Here is an 18,654-nt window from a genome sequence, read left to right as displayed (position 1 = left end):
CCACGAAACCTCGGCCGAGGCCGACGGGGGCTACGGCCGGGGTCGACAGAAGCTACGGCCAGAACGACGGAAGACTCCAGCCGGGACCGACCGAAGCTACGGCCAGAACGACGGAAGACTCCAGCCGGGACCGACCGAAGCTACGGCCAGGAACGAAGGGGAAGCTGCGGCCGGGGTCGATGGGGGCTGCGGTCGGGGTCGGCCGGGGCTTCAGCCGAGCAGGTCGAGGACGGTCGTCATGGACTTGTTCCGCAGCAGATAGCCCTCGGCCTCCTGGAGATGCACCCGCCACAGCTCCTCCGCGGCCTCGGCCCGGCGGGCGGCGACGAGTTCGACGAGGGCGCCGTGGGCGCGGAAGCCGCGGCGGTTGGCCCGTACGTTCTCGGGGCTGCCCGCGTCGAGGTCGACGTGGGACCAGTTCGCCTGGTCGATGATGTGCCGGACCATGCCGTTGAGGACGGACAGGGTCTGGTTGCCGGCGAGTTCGACGACGAGGGCGTGGAACTCCATGTGGGCGCGGATGAAGGCGGACGGGTCGTCCATCAGCCCCTCCGCCTCGGCGACCGCGGCGCGCAGCCGCCGCAGGTCCTCCTCCGTGCGCCGCGCGGCCAGCAGACCGGCGCAGGGTGCCTCGATCACCGTGCGCGCGTCGTAGACGTCCCTGAGGGTCGTGCCCCGGTACTCCAGGACCACGCCCGCGTACCGGGCGGCCACCGTGCCCTCCGGGACCTGGACCCGCGCCCCGCCCCTGGCGCCCCGGCGCACGCTGATCAGCGACTCCGACTCCAGCACCCGGAACGCCTCGCGCAGCGTCGGCCGCGACACGGCGAACTCCGCCATCAGCGCCGTCTCGGCCGGCAGCGCGTCCCCCTCCGCGAGCTCCCCCCGTACGATCATCCGGCGCAGCTGCGCCGCCACCAGCTCGGCCATCTTCGGAACGCGTACCGGCGTGGTCGCCATGGCGTCATCTCCTTCGGTCACCCGGGTCCGGGACGAAGTACGGCAGGGCGATCTCGCAGGTCAGCGGCCGGAAGTCGACCCGGACGCGCATCCCGATCACGACCTGGTCCGGGTCGCCGGCGTCGACGTGCGACAACAGGGTGCCCCCGTCGTCGAGGTCGATCACGGCCAACGCGAAGGGTGTGTCGAAGCCGGGGCCGGGGGCGCGATGGACGACGGTCACCGAGTAGACGCTGCCCCGGCCGGCGCTGGGGACGTAACGCCACTCCCGCGACATGCAGCCGGGGCAGGCCGGTTCGGGTACGAAGAAGCGCAGGTCGCAGGTCGGGCAGTACGGGATCACGAGGTCGCCGCGCCGGGCGGCCTCCCAGAACGGCTCCGACAGCGAGGTCGGTACGGGTACGGGTCTCATCGCATCCTCCCCAGCACGCTCATCTCGTAGTGCTGCGCCCCCGACCCGGCGTTGCCCACCACGGCCAGCTCGGCGCCCGCCACCTGGTGCACCGCGCTGCCGCGCACCTGCCGTACGGCTTCGACGACTTTGAGTGTCATCTGCTGTGTGCCGTTCCACGCGTACGCCAGACAGCCGCCGTCGGGATTCACCGGGTGCTTGCCCTGGAGAGAGATGGCTCCACCGGCCGCCAGCGGACCGCCCTCGCCCTCGTCGCACAGTCCGAGTATCTCCAACTGGCGGATGATCTCGAAGGAGTTGGGGTCGTAGAGGGAGTAGACGTCGACGTCGTGCGGGCCGATGCCCGCCATCGCGTACGCGCGGCTCGCGGCGTCCCGGCCCAGTCGGCCCACCTCGCGGTGGAGGGCCGGGTTGGCGTAGGCCGCCTGGTGGTACTCCATCGCGCCGCCGAGCACGGCGACGGGCGGGTGGGGCAGGTCCCGGGCCCGTTCGGCGGTGGTCACGACGAGGGCCGCCCCGCCCTCGCCGACGATGCAGCAGTCCAGCAGGTGGAAGGGCGTGGCCACCAGGCGGGAGGCGAGCACGTCGTCGGCGGTGTACGGGCCGCGCCCGTACATCATCGCCTCCGGGTTGGTCGTGCCGTTGTTGCGGATGGTGGCGGCGACCTCCGCGAGCTGGCGGGAGGTCGTGCCGTACTCGTGCATGTGCCGCGCCGCGACCAGCGCGAACTGGGCGACGACGTAACTGCCCCACACATCGGCGAACTCCAGCGGTACGCCGGCCCCGACCGGCCCCGTGCCGCGCGAGACCAGTTTGCAGCCGCCGACCACGACGGTGTCCGCGAACCCGGCGCGCACGGCCGCCGCCGCCTTCAGCAGGCCCCGGGAGCCGGCGTTGTCCAGCATCGAGTCGCTGGTCCAGCGCAGGTCCCGGCCCAGCATGCGCGCCCAGGAGCTGCCCTCGCCCGGTACACCGCCGGGGCCCGGCCAGTCGACCTGGGCGCCGTCGACGTCCGCCGGGGTCAGCCCGGCGTCCTCGATCGCGCCGTGCACCGCTTCGAGGGCGAGGCCCATGGCGTCCCGGTGCGGGAGGGAGAGGGCCTGCTCGGTGGCGTACACGCCCGCGACGACGGGCGTACGGTCGCTCATCGTCCCGCGCCGAGGTTGTCGCCGCCGGGGTAGCCGCCCCCGCCGAAACGGGTGTCGAGCGCGTCGTAGTCCTTGGCGTGGCCGCCGGTGCGGGGCAGGGCGTCGACGAACTCCACCGTCTTCGGCTTCTTGTACGAGGCGATGCGGGCCCGGCAGTGGTCGACGATGTCCTCGGCCGTGGCGTCCTCCCCGGCCCGCAGCACCACGACCGCCTTGACGTCCTGCGCCCAGCGCTCGTTGGGCACACCGATCACGGCGGCCTCCTGCACCGCGGGGTGGGACTCGATGCAGTTCTCCACCTCGGCCGGGAAGATGTTCTCGGCCGCCGACTTGAGCATGCGGGTGGTCGTACCGAGGAAGCTGATGGTGCCGTCGGGCTCACGCCGCCCCAGGTCGGTGGTGTGCCACCAGCCGAAGCGGAAGCGCTCCTCGTTGATCGCGGGGCGGTTCCAGTAGCCGAGGTGCACGAGGTCGCCGCGCACGCAGATCTCGCCGACCTCGGCCTCCTCGCCCCGCTCGTCCAGGATGCGTACGGCGGTGAAGGGTCCCGGCCGTCCCGCGTTGCCCGTGCCCGTGCCGCCGTACGCGCCGGTGACGGCGAACCCGGTCACCTCGGTCTGCCCGTAACCGCGGCCCTCGCCACCGCCGTTGCGGGTGAAGCGGCTGTGGTCGGTGGGCACCATGCCCTCCCAGACCTGTGCGGCGACGCTCGCCCTGAGGTGGGACAGGTCGTGGCGGGCCTCGCGGTTGAGGGCCACCAGCTGGGCGATGGTCGGCGGCATCAGATACGCGTGGGTGCACTGCTCCGCCGCCAGCAGCGGCAGCAGTTCCTCGGCGATCACACGACGGACGACCACGTTCTTGCCGCCGTGCACGAAGGCCGGGATGCCCCAGAACTGGTAGTTGCCGATGTGGAACATCGGTCCGGCGCCGAGGAAGGCGGTCTCGTGGCCGATGTCGCCCATCCACGCGGCGCTCGCCCCCATGGCGAGCAGATTGCGGTGCGAGAGCATCGAGCCGGACTGGCGTCCGGTGATCGCGGCGGTGTAGATGACCAGGAGCGCCGAGTCGGGGTCGACGTCGGCGGCCGGGTCCCCGGCCGGGCCGGAGGCCAGGAAGGACTCGTAGGAACCCGCGCCCTCCGTGTCGTGGCGCAGCCACAACACCTCGTGTCCGTCGCCGAGTTCGGCCCGCGCCTTGGCGACGGTGTCGCCGATCTCCTCGTCCTGCCAGACCACGACCCGCGGATCGAAGTCCTCGATGGCGAATGCCATCTCCGGGGCGGCCCAGCGCCAGTAGCCGGGGCAGACCATGGCACCGATCTTCGCGGCGGCGCCGAGCAGCTCCCAGACGCGGAAGGAGTTCTGCCCGAGCCACAGGATCCGGTCGCCGGGCCCGACCCCGGTCGCGCTGAGCGCGCCCGCCAACCGGTTGGTGCGCTCGTCCAGCTCCGGCCAGGTCAGACGGGTGTCGCCGTCGACGAGGGCGATGCCGTCCGGGTACGACCGCCGGTGTTCACGGATGAGGTCGCCGAAGCTGAGGCTGCGGACGGGATTCATGTCATGGCTCCAGGAAGTGAGGATCCGTCAGGCGCGGCCCACGCCGACGCCCTTGACGCTGAGGAACTCCTCCAGGCCGGCCCGTCCGCCCTCCCGCCCGAACCCGCTGATGCCGACGCCGCCGAAGGGCGTGGCGGGCGAGGTGATCGGGTTCGGGCCGGGGTTGACGTAGACCGTGCCGGCCTTGAGGCGCGGCACCAGCCGGTTCACCCGCCCGATGTCGCGGGTCTGGATGTACGCGGACAGTCCGTACTCGGTGTCGTTGGCCAGGGCGACCGCCTCCTCCTCCGTGTCGAACGGGGTGAGGGCCAGGACCGGTCCGAAGATCTCCCGCTGGGCGAGGTCGCTGCGGGGGTCGACGTCGGCGAAGACGGTCGGCGTGACGAAGTAGCCGTCGGAGTCGATGCGCTCGCCGCCCTGCACGAGTCGCCCGGCGCCGCCGGAGACGGCCTGGTCGATCAGTTTCTGGACGCGGTCGCGGGCGGCCGCGTCGATGAGCGGTCCGACGTAGGTCGCCGGGTCGAGCGGGTCGCCCACCGGCAGGGTGGCCACCACGGCGGCGACCCGCTCGACGACCTCGGGGTAGACCGACCGCTCGACGAGCAGTCGGGTGGGCAGCGCGCAGCCCTGGCCGGTGTTGCTCATGGCGAAGGCGGCACAGTAGGGGACGACGGCGTCCAGGTCGGTGTCGGCGAAGAGCAGGTTGGCGGACTTGCCACCGAGCTCGAACAGGACCGGTTTGAGGCTCCGGGCGGCGGTCGCCATGATGCGGCGGGCGGTGGCGGGGCCACCGGTGAAGGAGATCTTGTCGATGCCGGGGTGGGAGACCAGCGCCTCACCCGCGTCACCGAGTCCGGTGACCACGTTGACGACGCCCTCCGGGATGCCGGCCTCATGGGCGAGGTCGGCGAAGAGCAGCGCGGAGAACGGGGTCGACTCGGCCGGTTTGATCACCACGGTGTTCCCCGCGGCCAGCGACGGCGGGACCTTCATCGCCAGCGACAGCGCGGGCGAGTTCCAGGTGATGATGTGGCCGATGACACCGTAGGGCTCGGCGATGGTGTACTCGACGTTCTCGTGCGGGCTGTAGGCCGCGCCGACCATGCCCTCGACCTTGTCGGCCCAGCCCGCGTAGTACTCGGTCCAGTCGGCGACGTGCGGCCCGACGTTCTCCGCCCAGCCGCCGACGCACACTCCGTTCTCCAGCGGGCAGATCGCCGCGAAGTCCGGGATGTGGTCGCGGATCAGCTGCCCGAAGCGGGTGAGCAGCCGGCGCCGGTCGGCGGGCCGCATGGTCCCCCACACCTCGAAGGCCGCGCGGGCGGCTGCCACGGCCCGGTCGACCTCGGCGGCGCCCGCGAGCGGGACGTACGCCTGGACGAGGCCGGTGGCCGGGTCGCGGTGCTCGTGGAGTCCGCCGCTGCCTTCGGTGACGTCCTTGCCGCCGATGACCAGCCGGGGCCGGGGCAGGTCGCGCTCGGCCCTGTCCTGGTGCAGCTTCACGTCGACCGTGACCATGGATGCCTCCTTGAACCGACCCAGCCGTACAGGCTAAATAGATAACCTATTTACCGAAGGTAATCAATGCATCGGGCGGACTCGGGCGTGCGACGGGCGGAGCGGGGAGCGGCGGCCGGAGCGGGCCGCGGCGGTCACAGCCCCAGCGAGCGGCCGATGATCTCCTGCATGATCTCCGAGGTGCCGCCGAACACCCGCTGGACCCGGCTGTCGCGCCAGATCCGGGCGATCTCGTACTCGTTCACGTAGCCGTAGCCGCCGAAGAGCTGCATACAGCGGTCGATGACCTCCCAACCGTTCTCCGTGGTCCAGTACTTGGCGGCGGCGGCCTCCTCGGCGGTCAGCTCCCCCTGGTGGAGGGCCATGATGCAGCCGTCGAGATAGACCCTGGCGACGTCGAGCCGGGCCCTGATGTCGGCGAGGGCGAAGCGGTTGGACTGGAACTCCCCGATCGGCCGGCCGAAGGCGACCCGTGTCCTGGCGTACTCCAGGGCCAGTTCGAAGGCCCGCTCGGCGGACGCCAGCGCGGCGACGGCGATGGCGAGCCGCTCGGTCGGGAGGTTGCCCATCATGTGGTAGAAACCGCGCCCTTCCTGCCCGAGCAGGTTCTCGACGGGAACGCGGACCTCGTGGAAGAAGAGCTCGGCGGTGTCCTGGGCCTTCATGCCGACCTTGTCCAGCTTGCGGCCGCGCTCGAAGCCCTCGGCGCCGCGCTCGACGACGATCAGACTGATGCCCTTGTGCCCCGCCTCGGGGTCGGTCTTGCAGGCGACGACGACCAGGTCGGCCAGGATGCCGTTGGTGATGAAGGTCTTGGAGCCGTCGATCACCCAGGAGTCGCCGTCCCGGCGGGCGGTGGTGCGCATGCCCTTGAGGTCGGACCCGGCGGCCGGTTCCGACAGCGCGAGCGCGCAGATCGTCTCACCGCTGATCACCCCGGGGAGCCAACGGGCCTTCTGCTCGGGGGTGGTGAGGTGCATCAGATACGGCGGTATCACGTCGTTCTGCAGGCCGAGCCCGATACCGACCGAGGAGGTGGCGTGCATCTCCTCGGCCATGATGGCGTTGTAGCGGAAGTCCCAGATCCCCTGGCCGCCGTACTCCTCCGGGAACTGCCAGCCGATGAGTCCGGCCTTGCCCGCGGCCGCCCACGCGGCCCGGCTCACCTGCCCGTCGCGCTCCCACTGCTCGGCGTACGGAGCGCATTCACGCAGGTAGTAGGAGCGGGCGGTCTCCCGGAACAGCTCGTGCTCCTCGGTGAAGATCGTACGGCGCATGCTCGTCTCCCCACTCACAGATCTCGCTTATTTAGCTGAAGTAGTTATACGATAGCGCTGTATCGCCGGTCGAGCGAGGGAGGGCGCGTGAGCGTACGGGACAAGGTGGCGCTCGTCACCGGAGCGGGGCGCGGCATCGGCGAGGCGATCGCCGACCGGCTCGCGGCCCGGGGAGCGGCGGTCGCCGTCTGCGACCTGGACCCCGAGGCGGCCGACAAGGTCGCGGCGGGGCTCGCCGAGCGGTATGCGGTGCGCGCGACGGGCGTGGCCGTGGACATCTCCGACGTTACGGCCGTACGGGCCGCCGTGGACCGGGTGGCCGCCGAACTGGGCCCGGTGGACGTCCTCGTCAACAACGCGGCCGTCGACGTCATCGCGCGCTTCGTCGACAGCGACGAGGCCGACTGGGACCGCATCATCGCCGTCAATCTCCGCGGCACCCTCACCATGACCCGGGCGGTCCTCGACCCGATGATCGAGCGCGAGGGCGGCCGGATCATCCACATCGCCTCCGACGCGGGCCGGGTCGGCTCCTCCGGCGAGGTCGTGTACTCCGCGACGAAGGGGGCCGTGATCGCCTTCGGCAAGGCGCTGGCCCGCGAGGTCGCCCGGCACGGCATCACCGTCAACAGCGTCTGCCCGGGCCCCACCGACACCGCGCTGCTCGGCCAGGTGGCCGAGTACAGCCAGAAGATGTACGAGGCGACGGCGCGGGCGATCCCGCTGCGCCGTATCGCGCAGCCGGCCGACATCGCCGGAGTGGTGGCCTTCCTCGCGTCCGACGACGCCGCCTACATGACCGGGCAGACGCTCTCGGTCAGCGGCGGCCTCACGATGGTCTGAGGTGAGAGGCGAGGTGAGAGGCGTGCCTGAGGCGAAAGACGTGCTGCGCGTCGAACTCCACGGCCGGACAGCCGTGTTGACCCTGGACCGGCCCGAGCGACTCAACGCGATCGGGTCCGAGACCGTCGCCCTGCTCAAGGACGCGCTGGCCGAGCTGCGTGACAACGACGACGTACGGGCCCTGGTGCTGACCGGAGCGGGCCGCGCCTTCTCGGCCGGGGCCGACCTGGGCGAGATCGAGTCGTTCACCGCGCCCGGGCAGTTCCGCGCCTTCGTGGGCCGGCTGACCGAGACGTACGCGCTCCTGGAGGACTTCCCCAAGCCCTCGGTCGCCGCGATCCACGGCTTCGCCTTCGGCGGCGGCCTGGAGCTGGCGCTCGCCTGCGATCTGCGGGTCGCGGAGCGTGGTGCCCGGCTCGGGCTGCCCGAGATGAAGCTCGGGGTGCTGCCGGGGGCGGGTGGCACCCAGCGGCTGCCGCGGCTGCTGCCGCCCGCGATCGCCAAGCAGATGATCCTGACCGGTGAACCGATCGACGCCGAACGGGCCCACGCGCTGGGGCTGGTGAACGAGCTGGCCGACAGCGGCAGTGTGCTCGACGCCGCCTCGTCGCTCGCGCAGCGGCTCGCGGCCGGTGCCCCGCTGGCGCTCGCGGCGGGCAAGCGGCTGATCGACTACGGGCTCGGCATGGATCTGGAGACGGCGATCGCGTACGAGCGCGAGACCGTGACCGTGCTGTTCTCGACCGAGGACCGCGAAGAGGGGCTGAGGGCGTTCCGCGAACGCAGGCCCGGCGAGTTCCGCGGCGCATAGCCGACACCAACCCGACCGTCATTCACCGGAGGTGGGCCGTGCGGCCACTGGAGGGCTTTTCCGTCGTCGAGCTGGGCATGTGGGTGGCGGCACCGGCCGCCGCCGCCATGCTGGCGGACTGGGGCGCGGACGTGATCAAGGTGGAGGCGCCGACCGGCGACCCGAACCGCTACACCCTGCGGCACGTCGGCCAGGAGATCGACAGCGCGCCGCCGTTCGAGACGGACAACCGGGGCAAGCGCGGGATCGTCCTCGATCTGCGCTCGGCGGAGGGCAAGGCGCATCTGGAGCAACTCCTCGACCGCGCCGATGTGTTCGTCACCAACCTCCGCCCCGGCGCCCTGGAGCGCCTGGGCCTGGCCCCGGACGAGATACGCCTACGGCATCCCCGGCTGGTCGTCGGCACCCTGACGGGCTACGGCTGGGCGGGCGCCGAGCGCGACCGGGCCGGGTACGACGTCTCCGCCTTCTGGGCCCGGCCCGGGATCGCCGCGATGCTCAACCCGGCCGGGGAGCCGCCGCCCGGCATCCGCCCCGGTCTGGGCGACCGCACGGCCGCGGCGAACCTGGTCGCGGGTGTGCTGGCCGCGCTGCTGCGCCGGGGGCGAACCGGTGCGGGCGGAGTGGTCGACGTGTCGCTGCTGCGCTCCGGGACGTACGCCAACGGAAACGACCTCGCCCTGCAGAACTTCTTCGGCAGGCGCGGCCGCACCAGGCCGCGCACCGAGCACGAGTCCCCGCTCTACAACTCCTACCGGGCCGCCGACGACCGCTGGTTCTGGCTGGTCGGCCTGGAGGGCAACCGGCACTGGCCCGGCGTCCTCAAGGCGCTGGGCCGGGAGGATCTGGGCGAGGACGAGCGGTTCGCGACCGGCAAGGCCCGGCGCGGCCACGTACGCGAACTGATCGCCGCGTTCGACGAGGAGTTCGGGCGGCGGCCGCTGGTGGAGTGGGCGGAGCGCTTCGACGCGGAGGGGGTCTGGTGGGCGCCCGTGCAGACCCTGGCGGAGGTGGCGGCCGATCCGCAGGCGGAGGCGGTCGGGGCGTTCGTCGAGCAGCCCGGCATGGGCGAGGCACCGCCGCTGCGGACGGTGGCGACGCCGGTCGCCTTCTGGGGTGTCGACGACAAACCGCGCACCGGCGCGCCGACGCTGGGCGAGCACACCGCCGAAGTACTCCGCGAACTGGACTGACGCATTCAACGGATGGAACCGATCAGGAGGTACGGCGTGGGCATCCTCGACGACAAGGTCGCGATCGTCACCGGCGGCGGCCGGGGGCTGGGCCGGGCGCACTGTCTGGCGCTCGCCGAGGCCGGGGCCACCGTGGTGGTGAACGACCTCGGCTCGGGCGTGCACGGCGAGCGGACCGGCGATTCCCCGGCCGACGACGTGGTCGCCGAGATCACCAAGCTCGGCGGGAGGGCGGTCGCCAACCACGGCTCGGTCACGGACTGGGCGGCCACCGAGTCGATGGTCACGGACACGGTCGCGGAGTTCGGGCGCCTGGACATCGTGGTGAACAACGCGGGGATCGTCCGCGACCGCATGCTGTTCTCGATGAGCGAGGCCGAGTTCGACGCGGTGATCGCCGTGCATCTGAAGGGCACCTTCGCGCTGACGCGGCACGCCTGCGCGTACTGGCGCGAGGCGTCGAAGCGGGGCGAACGGGTCGCCGGCCGGGTGATCAACACGACCTCCGGGACCGGGCTGTTCGGCAACACGGGTCAGTCCAACTACGGCGCCGCGAAGGCCGGGATAGCCGGCCTCACCGTCATCACGGCCCTGGAGATGCGCAAGTACGGCGTCACCGCCAACGCCGTCTCCCCCATCGCGACGACCCGGATGACGGCCGACCTGCCGGTCGGCCAGTCGCAAGCGGCCGAAGGCGGCTTCGATCCCCGCGACCCCGCCAACGCGTCCGGTGTCGTCGTCTATCTCGCCTCCGACGCCGCCGGCTGGCTGACCGGCCAGGTGCTGCGCGTCGACGGCAGCCGGCTCAACCGGCTCCAGGGCTGGACGGTCGCCGGGGTCCACCCCAGCGAGTCGGGCGGCGCCCTCACCCCCGAGGAACTCATCGACGCCGTACCGCGGTTGTACGGTGTCGCCCCCGCCGGGCGGGCCACGGGCGTGGGCCGGTGAAGGGCCAGGACGCCGCGGCCCTGGTCCTGCGCGCGACGCTCGGCCCGATGCTCTTCGCGCACGGCTGGAACAAGGTGGCCGGGCCGGGCGGAATCAAGGGCACCACGGGCTGGTTCGAGGCACTCGGCCTCAGACCGGCCGAGGTGCACGCCCGGATGGCGGCCGGCACCGAGATGGCCGCGGGCATGGCCATCGCGCTGGGCGCGGCAGGCCCGCTGCCCGCCGCGGCGACGGTCGGCCTGATGACGGTGGCCGCCCGGACCGACCACCGGGGCAAGGGCTTCTTCGTCTTCAAGGGCGGCTGGGAGTACGTCGGTGTGGTGGGCGGCGCGGCCGTGGCACTGGCCGCGCTCGGCAACGGCCGGTACTCCCTGGACGGACTGCTGCGCCGCCGACGCGGGGGCGTGGGGCCCGCGTTGCTGGCCACCGGAATCGGTACGGCGAGCGCGGCGGCGCTGCTCACCGTGTGCTACCGGCCCATGGACGAACCCCGTCCCACGAACGAACCCGATGAACCCGATGAACCCGATGAACCCGATGAACCCGATGAACCCGACGAACACGATGAAACAGATAAAACGGATGAAGCAGATGAAGCAGATGAATAATCTGAATGGGACAGGGAGACGACATGGACGCGGATGACTTCACCGCGGTGCTGTCCGAGGTCCGGCGCTTCGTCCGGGAACGCGTCGTACCGCTGGAGGCGGAGATCGACGAGAAGGACGAGATGCCCGCGGACATCCGCGAGGCGGCCAGGAAGATGGGCCTGTTCGGCTTCGCGCTGCCCGAGGAGTACGGCGGGCTGGGGCTGTCGATGTACGAAGAGGCACAGCTCATGTTCGAGCTGGGCTACACGACTCCCTCCCTGCGCTCGATGTTCGGCACCAACAACGGCATCGCGGGGCATGTCCTGATGGTCGGCGGCACCGAGGAGCAGAAGGCCCACTGGCTGCCGAGGATCGCCTCCGGCGACGTACTGGCGTCCTTCGCGCTCACCGAACCGGAGGCCGGTTCGGATCCGTCGACGCTGACCACGCGCGCACGGCCGGACGGCGACACCTGGGTGATCAACGGCGCCAAGCGGTACATCACCAACGCCCCGCTCGCCGATGTCTTCATGGTCTTCGCCCGTACCGACGACGAGGCCCCGCGCACCCGCGGCATCTCCACCTTCCTGGTCCCGGCCGGTACGCCCGGTCTGACGGTGGCGCCCAGGGACCACAAGATGGGCCAGTTCGGCGCCTGGACGGCGGACGTCCACTTCGACGACGTCCGGGTGCCGGCGACCGCGCTCGTCGGCGGCGAGGACGGTCTGAACCGCGGCTTCGCGACGGCGATGGGCTGCATCGCGCACGGCCGGGTGCACATCTCGGCGCTGTGCGTCGGCATGGCCGAGCGTCTGGTCGACGAGTCGGTGGAGTACGCGCGCACCCGCAAGCAGTCCGGCAGGCTCATCGGGTCCTTCCAGCTGATCCAAGGCCTGATCGCCGACTCGATGACCGACTACTACGCCGGGCGCGCCACCGTCCTGGAAGCGGCACGGGGCTTCGACTCGGGCACGGACACCAAGATCGGCCCGTCCTGCACGAAGTACTTCGCCAGCGAGATGGTGTGGCGGGTCGCGGACCGCGCGGTGCAGATCCACGGCGGCGCGGGCTATATGCGCGGGGTCGCCGTCGAGCGCTTCTACCGCGACGCCCGGCTGTTCCGCATCTACGAGGGCACCAGTCAGATCCAGCAGGTCATCATCGCCAAGGCGCTGCTGGGAGAGGCGGCACGCGGCTGAGCCGGGGCGCGACCGAGCCGGGGCACGCACATCCCGTGTTCCCGGCGGCCGTCGAACGGCGGGAAGGGTGGAACTGAGGAACACTGAGGAACATCGAGCGCCCCGAACCCCGCGACGACGAAGTGCTCCTGCGGGTGCAGGCGGCCGGCGTCGACCCGGGCGTCCGGCACCTCATGACCGGCCTGCCCTGTCCGTCCCGCCTCGCCTTCGGCCTCCGTAAGCCCAAGAACCCCGTGCGGGGTTGCGACGGCGCCGGGCGGGTCGAGGCGGTCGGCGCGAAGGTGACCCGTTTCAAGCCCGGCGACGAGGTCTTCGGCATCTGCGACGGCTCCTTCGCCGAGTACACCCGCGCCAAGGCCGACCGGCTCGTGCCCAGGCCCGCCACCCTCACCTTCGAACAGGCCGCCGCCCTGCCCACCTCCGGTATCACCGCCCTCCAGTCCATGAGCGCGGTACGGCACGTCCGCCGGCGGGCCAGAAGGTCCTCGTCATCGGCGCCTCGGGCGGGGTGGGCACGTACGCCGTCCAGCTCGCCGTCTCCTACGGCGCCCGGGTGACCGGGGTCTGCGGTCCCACGGGCACGGACCTCGTGACGTCCCTGGGCGCGGCCGATGTCATCGACTACACACGCGCGGAGATCACCGACCGGCCGCACCGCCACGACGTCGTCCTCGACGCCGCGGGCAACCGTCCCCTGTCCGTCCCGCGTCGCGTCCTCGCCCCGCGCGGCAGCCTCGTCATCGTCGGCGGTGAGGGCGGAGGCCGTCTGTTCGGCGGCATGGAACACAATCTCGCGGCCACCGCGCCGTCCCCCTGGTCCGCCAGAGTCTGCGCTTCTTCCTCGCCCTCCCGCGCCGGCAGGACCCGCAGGCGCTCAAGGACCTCGCCGAGAGCGGCACGCTCACACCGGTCATCGACCGCGCCCACCCGCTCGCGGAGGCCCCGCCGCCGTCCGCCATCCGGAAAGCGGCCACCCCCGCGGCAAACTCGTCCTCGTCATCTGAGCCCGGTCATCCGAACCCGGTCATCCGAGTCCCGGTCATCCGAGTCCCGGCGCCCGGGACTCAGATGCCGAGCCGGTCCAGCAGCCGCTCGTGGTACACCGCCGGGCCGCCGAACAGCAGCTGGCTCGACTTCGCACGGCGGAAGTACAGGTGGGCCGGGTGCTCCCAGGTGAAGCCGATACCGCCGTGGACCTGGATGTTCTCCATGGCCGTGAACAGATACGCCCGTGAGCAGCAGGCGTGGGCCACGGCGGCGGCGACCGGGAACTCCTCGGAGCCCTCGGCGGCGAGCAGCGCGGCCTCCCGGCTCGCGGCCTCGGCCAGCTCCACCTGAACGAGCATGTCGGCGCACTTGTGCTTGACCGCCTGGAAGGAGCCGATGGGCCGGCCGAACTGGTGGCGGGTGCGGGCGTGTTCGGCGCTCTCCTCCAGGCAGCGGCGCGCCCCGCCCGCCTGTTCGGCGGCGAGCCCGACGGAGGCGATGTCCAGGACGCGGGCCATGATCCGGCCGCCCGCCCCGTCCGCGCCGACGAGCGTCGCGGGCACGGCGTCGAGGGTCAGCCGGGCCATCGCCCGGGTGGCGTCCAGCGTCCGCATGGGCTCGGTCGTGAGTCCCTCGGCCCGACGGTCGACGGCGAACAGCGAAGGGCCGGCGACGGTGCGGGCGACGACGAGGATCAGATCGGCGGTGGTCCCGTCGACGACGAAGCTCTTGCGGCCACTCAGCCGCCACCCGCCTTCACCGCCACCTTCACCGTCACCGCCGTCGCCGTCCCGTGTGGCACGGGCGGAGATCAGTGCCGGGTCCCAGGAGCCGCTGTTCTCCGCCACGGCGAGGGTGGCCGTGGTGCGACCGGTGGCGATGCCGGGCAGGTGGCGGGCGCAGGCCGCCCGGTCCTGGGAGGCCAGCAGCGCCTGGCTCGCCAGGAGGACCGTGGCGAAGAAGGGCGCGCACAGCAGGGCGCGGCCCATCTCCTCCAGGACCACGCCGAGTTCGACCATGCCGAAGCCGTCGCCGCCGTACTCCTCGGGGATGCTCAGGCCCGGCAGCCGCAGCTGGTCGGCGGCCTGCGCCCATACCGCCGGGTCGAAGCGCGGTTCGCTCTCCATCAGCTTGCGCACGGCTTCCTCGGGCGACTTGGCCTGAAGGAACTCCCGTACGGACAGGCGCAGTTCGCGCAGTGTGCTCTCGTCGGCGGTCACGGCCGCACCTCCTTGGCAGCTGCGGGTTCCTTGGGCAGGCCGAGGACGCGTTCCGCGAGGATGTTCTTCATGATCTCCTCGGTGCCGCCGAGGATGCGCAACGCCGGGGTGGCCAGCAGGAGTTCGGCCCAGGCGTACGTGCCCCACTCGCCGGTGTCCGCGATGATCCGGGGGCCGAGGACGTCCGACACGAAGTGCGCCGCCCGGGTGAGGTTCTGGCCGTACATCAGCTTCGACACCGACCTCTCGGGGCCGGGCGCCGCTCCCGCGCGCAGGGTGCGGGTGGCACGGGCGTTGAGGTAGCCGGTGGCCGTCGCGTCCACGAGGAGTTCGGCGAGGCGGGCGCGCAGGGCGCGGTCGTCCCAGGTCCAGGTGGCACGCATCAGCGCGGAGAGGCGGTCCGGGGAGAGGGCGGCGGCCACCGGTCCGGCGCCCTCGCTGCCGACGGTGGCGCGCTCGTTCATCAGCGTGGTCAGGGCGACGGTCCAGCCGCCGTCGACCTCGCCCAGGCGGTGGTCGTCGGGAACACGGACGCCGGTGAGGAACACCTCGTTGAAGTCTGCGCCGCCGGTCATCTGGCGCAGCGGCCGGACCTCGACGCCGGGTGCGTCCATGGGCACCAGGAACGCGGTGATGCCGCGGTGCTTGGACGCGGTGGGATTCGTACGGGTCAGGGCGAGGCCGATCTCGCTGTGCTGGGCGACCGAGGTCCACACCTTCTGCCCGTCGAGCACCCACGCTCCCCCACTCTCGGCTCCGCTCGAGCGGGAGGTGCCCCCATCGTCGCGTACGGCCCGGGTGGTCACGCCGGCCAGGTCGGACCCGGCGCCGGGCTCGCTGAACAGCTGGCAGGCGATGGCGTCCCCGCGGTACATGGCGGGCAGCCAGCGGTCCTTGATGTGCGGCTGGGCGTGGGCGAGGATCGTCGGACCGATCATGCCGAGACCGACCACGCTCAGGGTGCCGGTGTCGGGGACGTCGTAGCCGGCCTCGACGGCGTCGTAGACGAGGTCGTGGAGCGGGGTCAGGCCGCGGCCGCCGTACTCCGGTGGTCCGGTGATCCAGCCGAAGCCGTTCTCGTGGCGGGTCCGCTGCCATGCGCGCGCCCGCCGGACGTGCTCGCGGTCCGCCTCGGGCGGCAGGCTGCTGAAGTACGCCATCGAGTCGTCGCCCTCGCCCCAGGTGAAGGCGGTGCGGTCGGGGGCCTTCACCGCGTGGGCGTCGAGAAAGCGGCGCACCTCGGTGGCGAAGTCCTGCATGTCGTCGTGTGCCATCGCGTCTGCGCTCCGGGATCAGGTGGAGAGGATCGTCACCGCCGACACGCCGGGCGCGCCGTACAGGTGGGTGTAGCCGACACGCGGTGTGCCGGGGATCTGCCGGGTCCCGGCCGTGCCGCGCAGCTGGAGGACGATCTCGTGGATCTGGCGCAGTCCGGACGCGCCGATCGGTTCGCCGTTGCCGAGCAGGCCGCCGTCGGTGTTGACCGGGAGCCGGCCGCCGATCTCGGTGGCGCCCTCGGCGATCAGGCGTTCCTGCTCGCCGTCCTTGCAGAGCCCGTTCTCGGCCATGTGGATGATCTCCGAACCGGCGTCGGTGTCCTGGAGTTGGGCGACGTCGACGTCCTCGGGACCGATGCCGGCCCGTTCGTACGCCTCCTGGGAGGCGTCCACGGTCGGGCTGGCCACCGGCTCGCCGACGGGGAAGGACGGGCTCTGCACCTCGAAGGCGCCGAGCCGGCGGCTGCGCAGGGCGGTGGCCCGGACCCGTACGGGGGTCGAGGTGTACTTGTGGGCCTGGTCGGCCCGGCACAGGATGACCGCCGCGGCGCCCTCGTCCGGTCCGCAGTACATGTACTGGCGCAGGGGATGGTTGAGGACGGGCGAGGCGAGGATCTCCTCGGGTGTGAGCGGAGTGCGGCGCCAGGCCTTGTCGTTGCCGGAGGCGTTGCGGAAGTTCTTCGAGGCGACGCGGGCGAGCGTCTCGTCGGAGATGCCGTGCTCGTGCATATAGCGGTTGATCTTCATGCCGAAGAAGTGGGTGGTGAGGAAGAGTCCGGTCTGTCCGTACCAGGAGGGGATGCCGGCGACGGACGGATCGGCGGCGAAGGCGCCGCGGGGGTGTTTGTCCATGCCGATGGCGATGGTGAGGTCGTGTTCGCCGGTCTCGATCGCGCGGGCGGCCAGCGCCACCGCCGTACCGGCCGTGGCACAGCCGTTGAAGACGCCGCGCAGGGGCACTCCCGTCAGGCCCAGACGGCCGACGATCGCGTCCGGGTTGGCGACCTCGAAGCTGCCGATGTAGCCGCCCTGGATCTGCGGCCAGGTCACGCCCGCGTCGGCGAGCGCCAGTCGTACGGCGGCCGCGCCCATGTCCATCGCGGGCTTGCCCGGGAACCGGCCGAAGGGGTGCAGCCCCACGCCGATGATGACGGCTTCCATCAGGCCTCTCCTGCCTCTTGTGACTCTGCCAGCTCGCCTGCCGCGTCCGGCTCGCCTGTCACGTCCAGTTCGTCCGGCTCGTCCGTCGCGGGGGCGAACGCGAACGTCATGACCTCGGTGCCGTCGTCCTCGACCCGGTAGGGCACGAGCGTCAGGCGCATCTCCTGGCCGAACGCCAGCTTCTCGGGATCGGGTTCGGTGAGCCGGGCCTCGACCACGAGCTCGCCGGGGAGTTCGACGTACCCGACGGAGTACGGCTCGAAGGACTCCGGGCCGTCGTAGGGCGGGGACGGGGGGCGGAAGTTCTGGGTGGTGAAGGTCCACAGCGTGCCGCGGTCCGACAGCAGCCGCTCCTTCGACTCCGGGCTCGCGCACCGCGGACAGTGCCCGGCGGCCGGGAAGTCGACCAGACCGCAGGCCGTGCACTCGGATCCGATGAGCCGTGGCCGGGTGGCGGGCTGCCAGGTGAACAGGCCCTCGGCGACGGGCTTTTGTGGCGTCATGTCGTCCTCGTCCCTCTCAGGCCGCGGTGCTGCGGTTGCCCAGGGCGTCGGCGTTCGGAGCCGCCTTGGCCACCAGGTTCGGGACGACCGAGGTCAGCTCCTCGGGTGTCCACCGGGCTTCGGCGCTCGCGCCGGGGCCGTTGACCCAGCCCTCCAGTACGGTGATGCGGTTGCCGACGACTCCGAAGACCCGTCCGGTGACCTCGCGCGAGGCGGCCGAGCCCAGCCACACCACCAGCGGGGAGATGGCCTCGGGGGTCAGGTCCTGGGTCGCGGCGGCCCGCTTCATCACCTCGATGTCCTCCGTCAGCCGGGTGAGCGCGGTCGGCGCGATGGCGTTCACCGTCACGCCGTAGCGGGCGAGTTCGGCCGCGGCGATGATGGTGAGACCGGCGATGCCGGCCTTCGCCGAGCCGTAGTTCGACTGGCCGGGGTTGCCGAAGATGCCCGACGGGGAGGTCGTGTTGATCACCCGGGCGTCGTTGGCGTGACCCGCCTTGGTGCGCTCGCGCCAGTACCCGGCCGCGTGGTGCAGGGTGGCGAAGCCGCCCTTGAGGTGGACGGCGAGCACGCTGTCCCAGTCGCGCTCGGTCATCGTGACGATGGTCCGGTCGCGCAGGATGCCGGCGTTGTTGACCAGCACGTCCAGTCCGCCGTAGGTGTCCACGGCCTGCCGGACGAGGTGTTCGGCGCCGTCCCAGGACGAGATGTCGTCGGTGTTGGCCACCGCCGTGCCGCCCGCCGCCACGATCTCGTCCACCACGGCCTGGGCGGGCCCGGCCGAGGCGCCCCCTCCGTCGCGCGCGCCGCCGAGGTCGTTGACCACGACCCTGGCGCCCTGCGCGGCGAACGCCAGGGCATGGGCCCGGCCGATCCCGTTGCCCGCGCCGGTGACGACCACGACCCGGCCGTCGACCACTCCTTCAGCCATCACTCACTCCAGACATCGCTGACTTCCCGACTCCCTGACTTCCCCCACTGCCCGACCTCCCGGCTGCCCGACTTCCCCACTGCCTGGCCTCCCGGCTGCCCGACCGCGTCCACTCCG

General features: G+C 71.9%; 19 protein-coding genes. 8 read left to right on the top strand and 11 right to left on the bottom strand.

The features are described 5' to 3' along the window. Window positions 1-210 precede the first annotated feature (210 nt). From RV986_RS46675 to RV986_RS46650, 6 genes are all read right to left on the bottom strand, one after another. On the bottom strand, window positions 211-960 hold the full coding sequence (locus RV986_RS46675; protein ID WP_475923164.1) for a FadR/GntR family transcriptional regulator: 750 nt from the start codon (window positions 958-960) through the stop codon (window positions 211-213). A gap of 4 nt (window positions 961-964) precedes the next feature. Next, a complete protein-coding gene (locus RV986_RS46670) occupies window positions 965-1,372 on the bottom strand; it encodes a Zn-ribbon domain-containing OB-fold protein (RefSeq protein WP_475923163.1) in 408 nt (135 codons plus the stop codon). Beyond that, window positions 1,369-2,520: a thiolase family protein gene (locus RV986_RS46665; RefSeq protein ID WP_475923162.1), complete on the bottom strand. Its 1,152-nt coding sequence runs from the start codon at window positions 2,518-2,520 to the stop codon at window positions 1,369-1,371. The genes RV986_RS46670 and RV986_RS46665 overlap by 4 nt, the downstream gene beginning before the upstream one ends. Next, window positions 2,517-4,079, bottom strand: coding sequence for an AMP-binding protein (locus RV986_RS46660; protein WP_475923161.1), 1,563 nt, complete (start codon window positions 4,077-4,079; stop codon window positions 2,517-2,519). Before RV986_RS46660 ends, RV986_RS46665 begins: the two co-directional genes overlap by 4 nt. Before the next feature lie 27 nt (window positions 4,080-4,106). Continuing rightward, the gene (locus tag RV986_RS46655) at window positions 4,107-5,597 is read right to left on the bottom strand and encodes an aldehyde dehydrogenase family protein (RefSeq protein ID WP_475923160.1); all 1,491 of its coding nucleotides are present in this window, start codon (window positions 5,595-5,597) and stop codon (window positions 4,107-4,109) included. Window positions 5,598-5,731: 134 nt separating this feature from the next. Then, window positions 5,732-6,874 (bottom strand): acyl-CoA dehydrogenase family protein, encoded by a 1,143-nt coding sequence (locus RV986_RS46650; RefSeq protein WP_475923159.1) that lies wholly within the window; start codon window positions 6,872-6,874, stop codon window positions 5,732-5,734. Between the two features lie 87 nt (window positions 6,875-6,961). Between RV986_RS46650 and RV986_RS46645 the strand changes: the two genes are divergently transcribed. The 8 genes from RV986_RS46645 (at window position 6,962) to RV986_RS46610 (ending at window position 13,635) form a co-directional block, all read left to right on the top strand. Further along, window positions 6,962-7,717, top strand: coding sequence for an SDR family NAD(P)-dependent oxidoreductase (locus tag RV986_RS46645; RefSeq protein ID WP_475923158.1), 756 nt, complete (start codon window positions 6,962-6,964; stop codon window positions 7,715-7,717). A gap of 22 nt (window positions 7,718-7,739) precedes the next feature. After that, on the top strand, window positions 7,740-8,528 hold the full coding sequence (locus RV986_RS46640; RefSeq protein ID WP_475923157.1) for an enoyl-CoA hydratase/isomerase family protein: 789 nt from the start codon (window positions 7,740-7,742) through the stop codon (window positions 8,526-8,528). 38 nt (window positions 8,529-8,566) lie between these two features. Then, window positions 8,567-9,721 (top strand): CaiB/BaiF CoA transferase family protein, encoded by a 1,155-nt coding sequence (locus RV986_RS46635; protein WP_475923156.1) that lies wholly within the window; start codon window positions 8,567-8,569, stop codon window positions 9,719-9,721. A 36-nt stretch (window positions 9,722-9,757) separates the two neighbouring features. Beyond that, on the top strand, window positions 9,758-10,669 hold the full coding sequence (locus RV986_RS46630) for an SDR family NAD(P)-dependent oxidoreductase (protein ID WP_475923155.1): 912 nt from the start codon (window positions 9,758-9,760) through the stop codon (window positions 10,667-10,669). Next, window positions 10,666-11,277, top strand: a complete 612-nt coding sequence (locus RV986_RS46625; protein WP_475923154.1) for a DoxX family protein — start codon at window positions 10,666-10,668, stop codon at window positions 11,275-11,277. Before RV986_RS46630 ends, RV986_RS46625 begins: the two co-directional genes overlap by 4 nt. A 23-nt stretch (window positions 11,278-11,300) precedes the next feature. Beyond that, on the top strand, window positions 11,301-12,458 hold the full coding sequence (locus RV986_RS46620; RefSeq protein ID WP_475923153.1) for an acyl-CoA dehydrogenase family protein: 1,158 nt from the start codon (window positions 11,301-11,303) through the stop codon (window positions 12,456-12,458). Window positions 12,459-12,580: 122 nt separating this feature from the next. Beyond that, on the top strand, window positions 12,581-13,015 hold the full coding sequence (locus RV986_RS46615; RefSeq protein ID WP_475923152.1) for an alcohol dehydrogenase catalytic domain-containing protein: 435 nt from the start codon (window positions 12,581-12,583) through the stop codon (window positions 13,013-13,015). Continuing rightward, window positions 12,967-13,635 (top strand): zinc-binding dehydrogenase, encoded by a 669-nt coding sequence (locus tag RV986_RS46610; RefSeq protein WP_475923151.1) that lies wholly within the window; start codon window positions 12,967-12,969, stop codon window positions 13,633-13,635. Before RV986_RS46615 ends, RV986_RS46610 begins: the two co-directional genes overlap by 49 nt. Here RV986_RS46610 and RV986_RS46605 read toward each other — a convergent pair. From RV986_RS46605 to RV986_RS46585, 5 genes are read right to left on the bottom strand one after another with little or no spacing between them, the layout of a single operon-like run. Next, window positions 13,523-14,665 (bottom strand): acyl-CoA dehydrogenase family protein, encoded by a 1,143-nt coding sequence (locus tag RV986_RS46605; protein ID WP_475923150.1) that lies wholly within the window; start codon window positions 14,663-14,665, stop codon window positions 13,523-13,525. The genes RV986_RS46610 and RV986_RS46605 overlap by 113 nt on opposite strands. Then, window positions 14,662-15,939, bottom strand: a complete 1,278-nt coding sequence (locus RV986_RS46600; protein WP_475923149.1) for an acyl-CoA dehydrogenase family protein — start codon at window positions 15,937-15,939, stop codon at window positions 14,662-14,664. Before RV986_RS46600 ends, RV986_RS46605 begins: the two co-directional genes overlap by 4 nt. An 18-nt stretch (window positions 15,940-15,957) precedes the next feature. Next, on the bottom strand, window positions 15,958-17,106 hold the full coding sequence (locus tag RV986_RS46595) for a thiolase family protein (protein WP_475924677.1): 1,149 nt from the start codon (window positions 17,104-17,106) through the stop codon (window positions 15,958-15,960). Further along, the gene (locus tag RV986_RS46590) at window positions 17,103-17,606 is read right to left on the bottom strand and encodes a Zn-ribbon domain-containing OB-fold protein (protein WP_475923148.1); all 504 of its coding nucleotides are present in this window, start codon (window positions 17,604-17,606) and stop codon (window positions 17,103-17,105) included. Before RV986_RS46590 ends, RV986_RS46595 begins: the two co-directional genes overlap by 4 nt. Window positions 17,607-17,622: 16 nt before the next feature. Next, window positions 17,623-18,537, bottom strand: a complete 915-nt coding sequence (locus RV986_RS46585; protein ID WP_475923147.1) for an SDR family oxidoreductase — start codon at window positions 18,535-18,537, stop codon at window positions 17,623-17,625. Window positions 18,538-18,654 lie beyond the last annotated feature (117 nt).

Source organism: Streptomyces sp. RLA012, from assembly GCF_056270325.1.
Note: the sequence above shows the minus strand (reverse complement) of the source record. Positions and strands in the feature narration are given on the sequence as shown.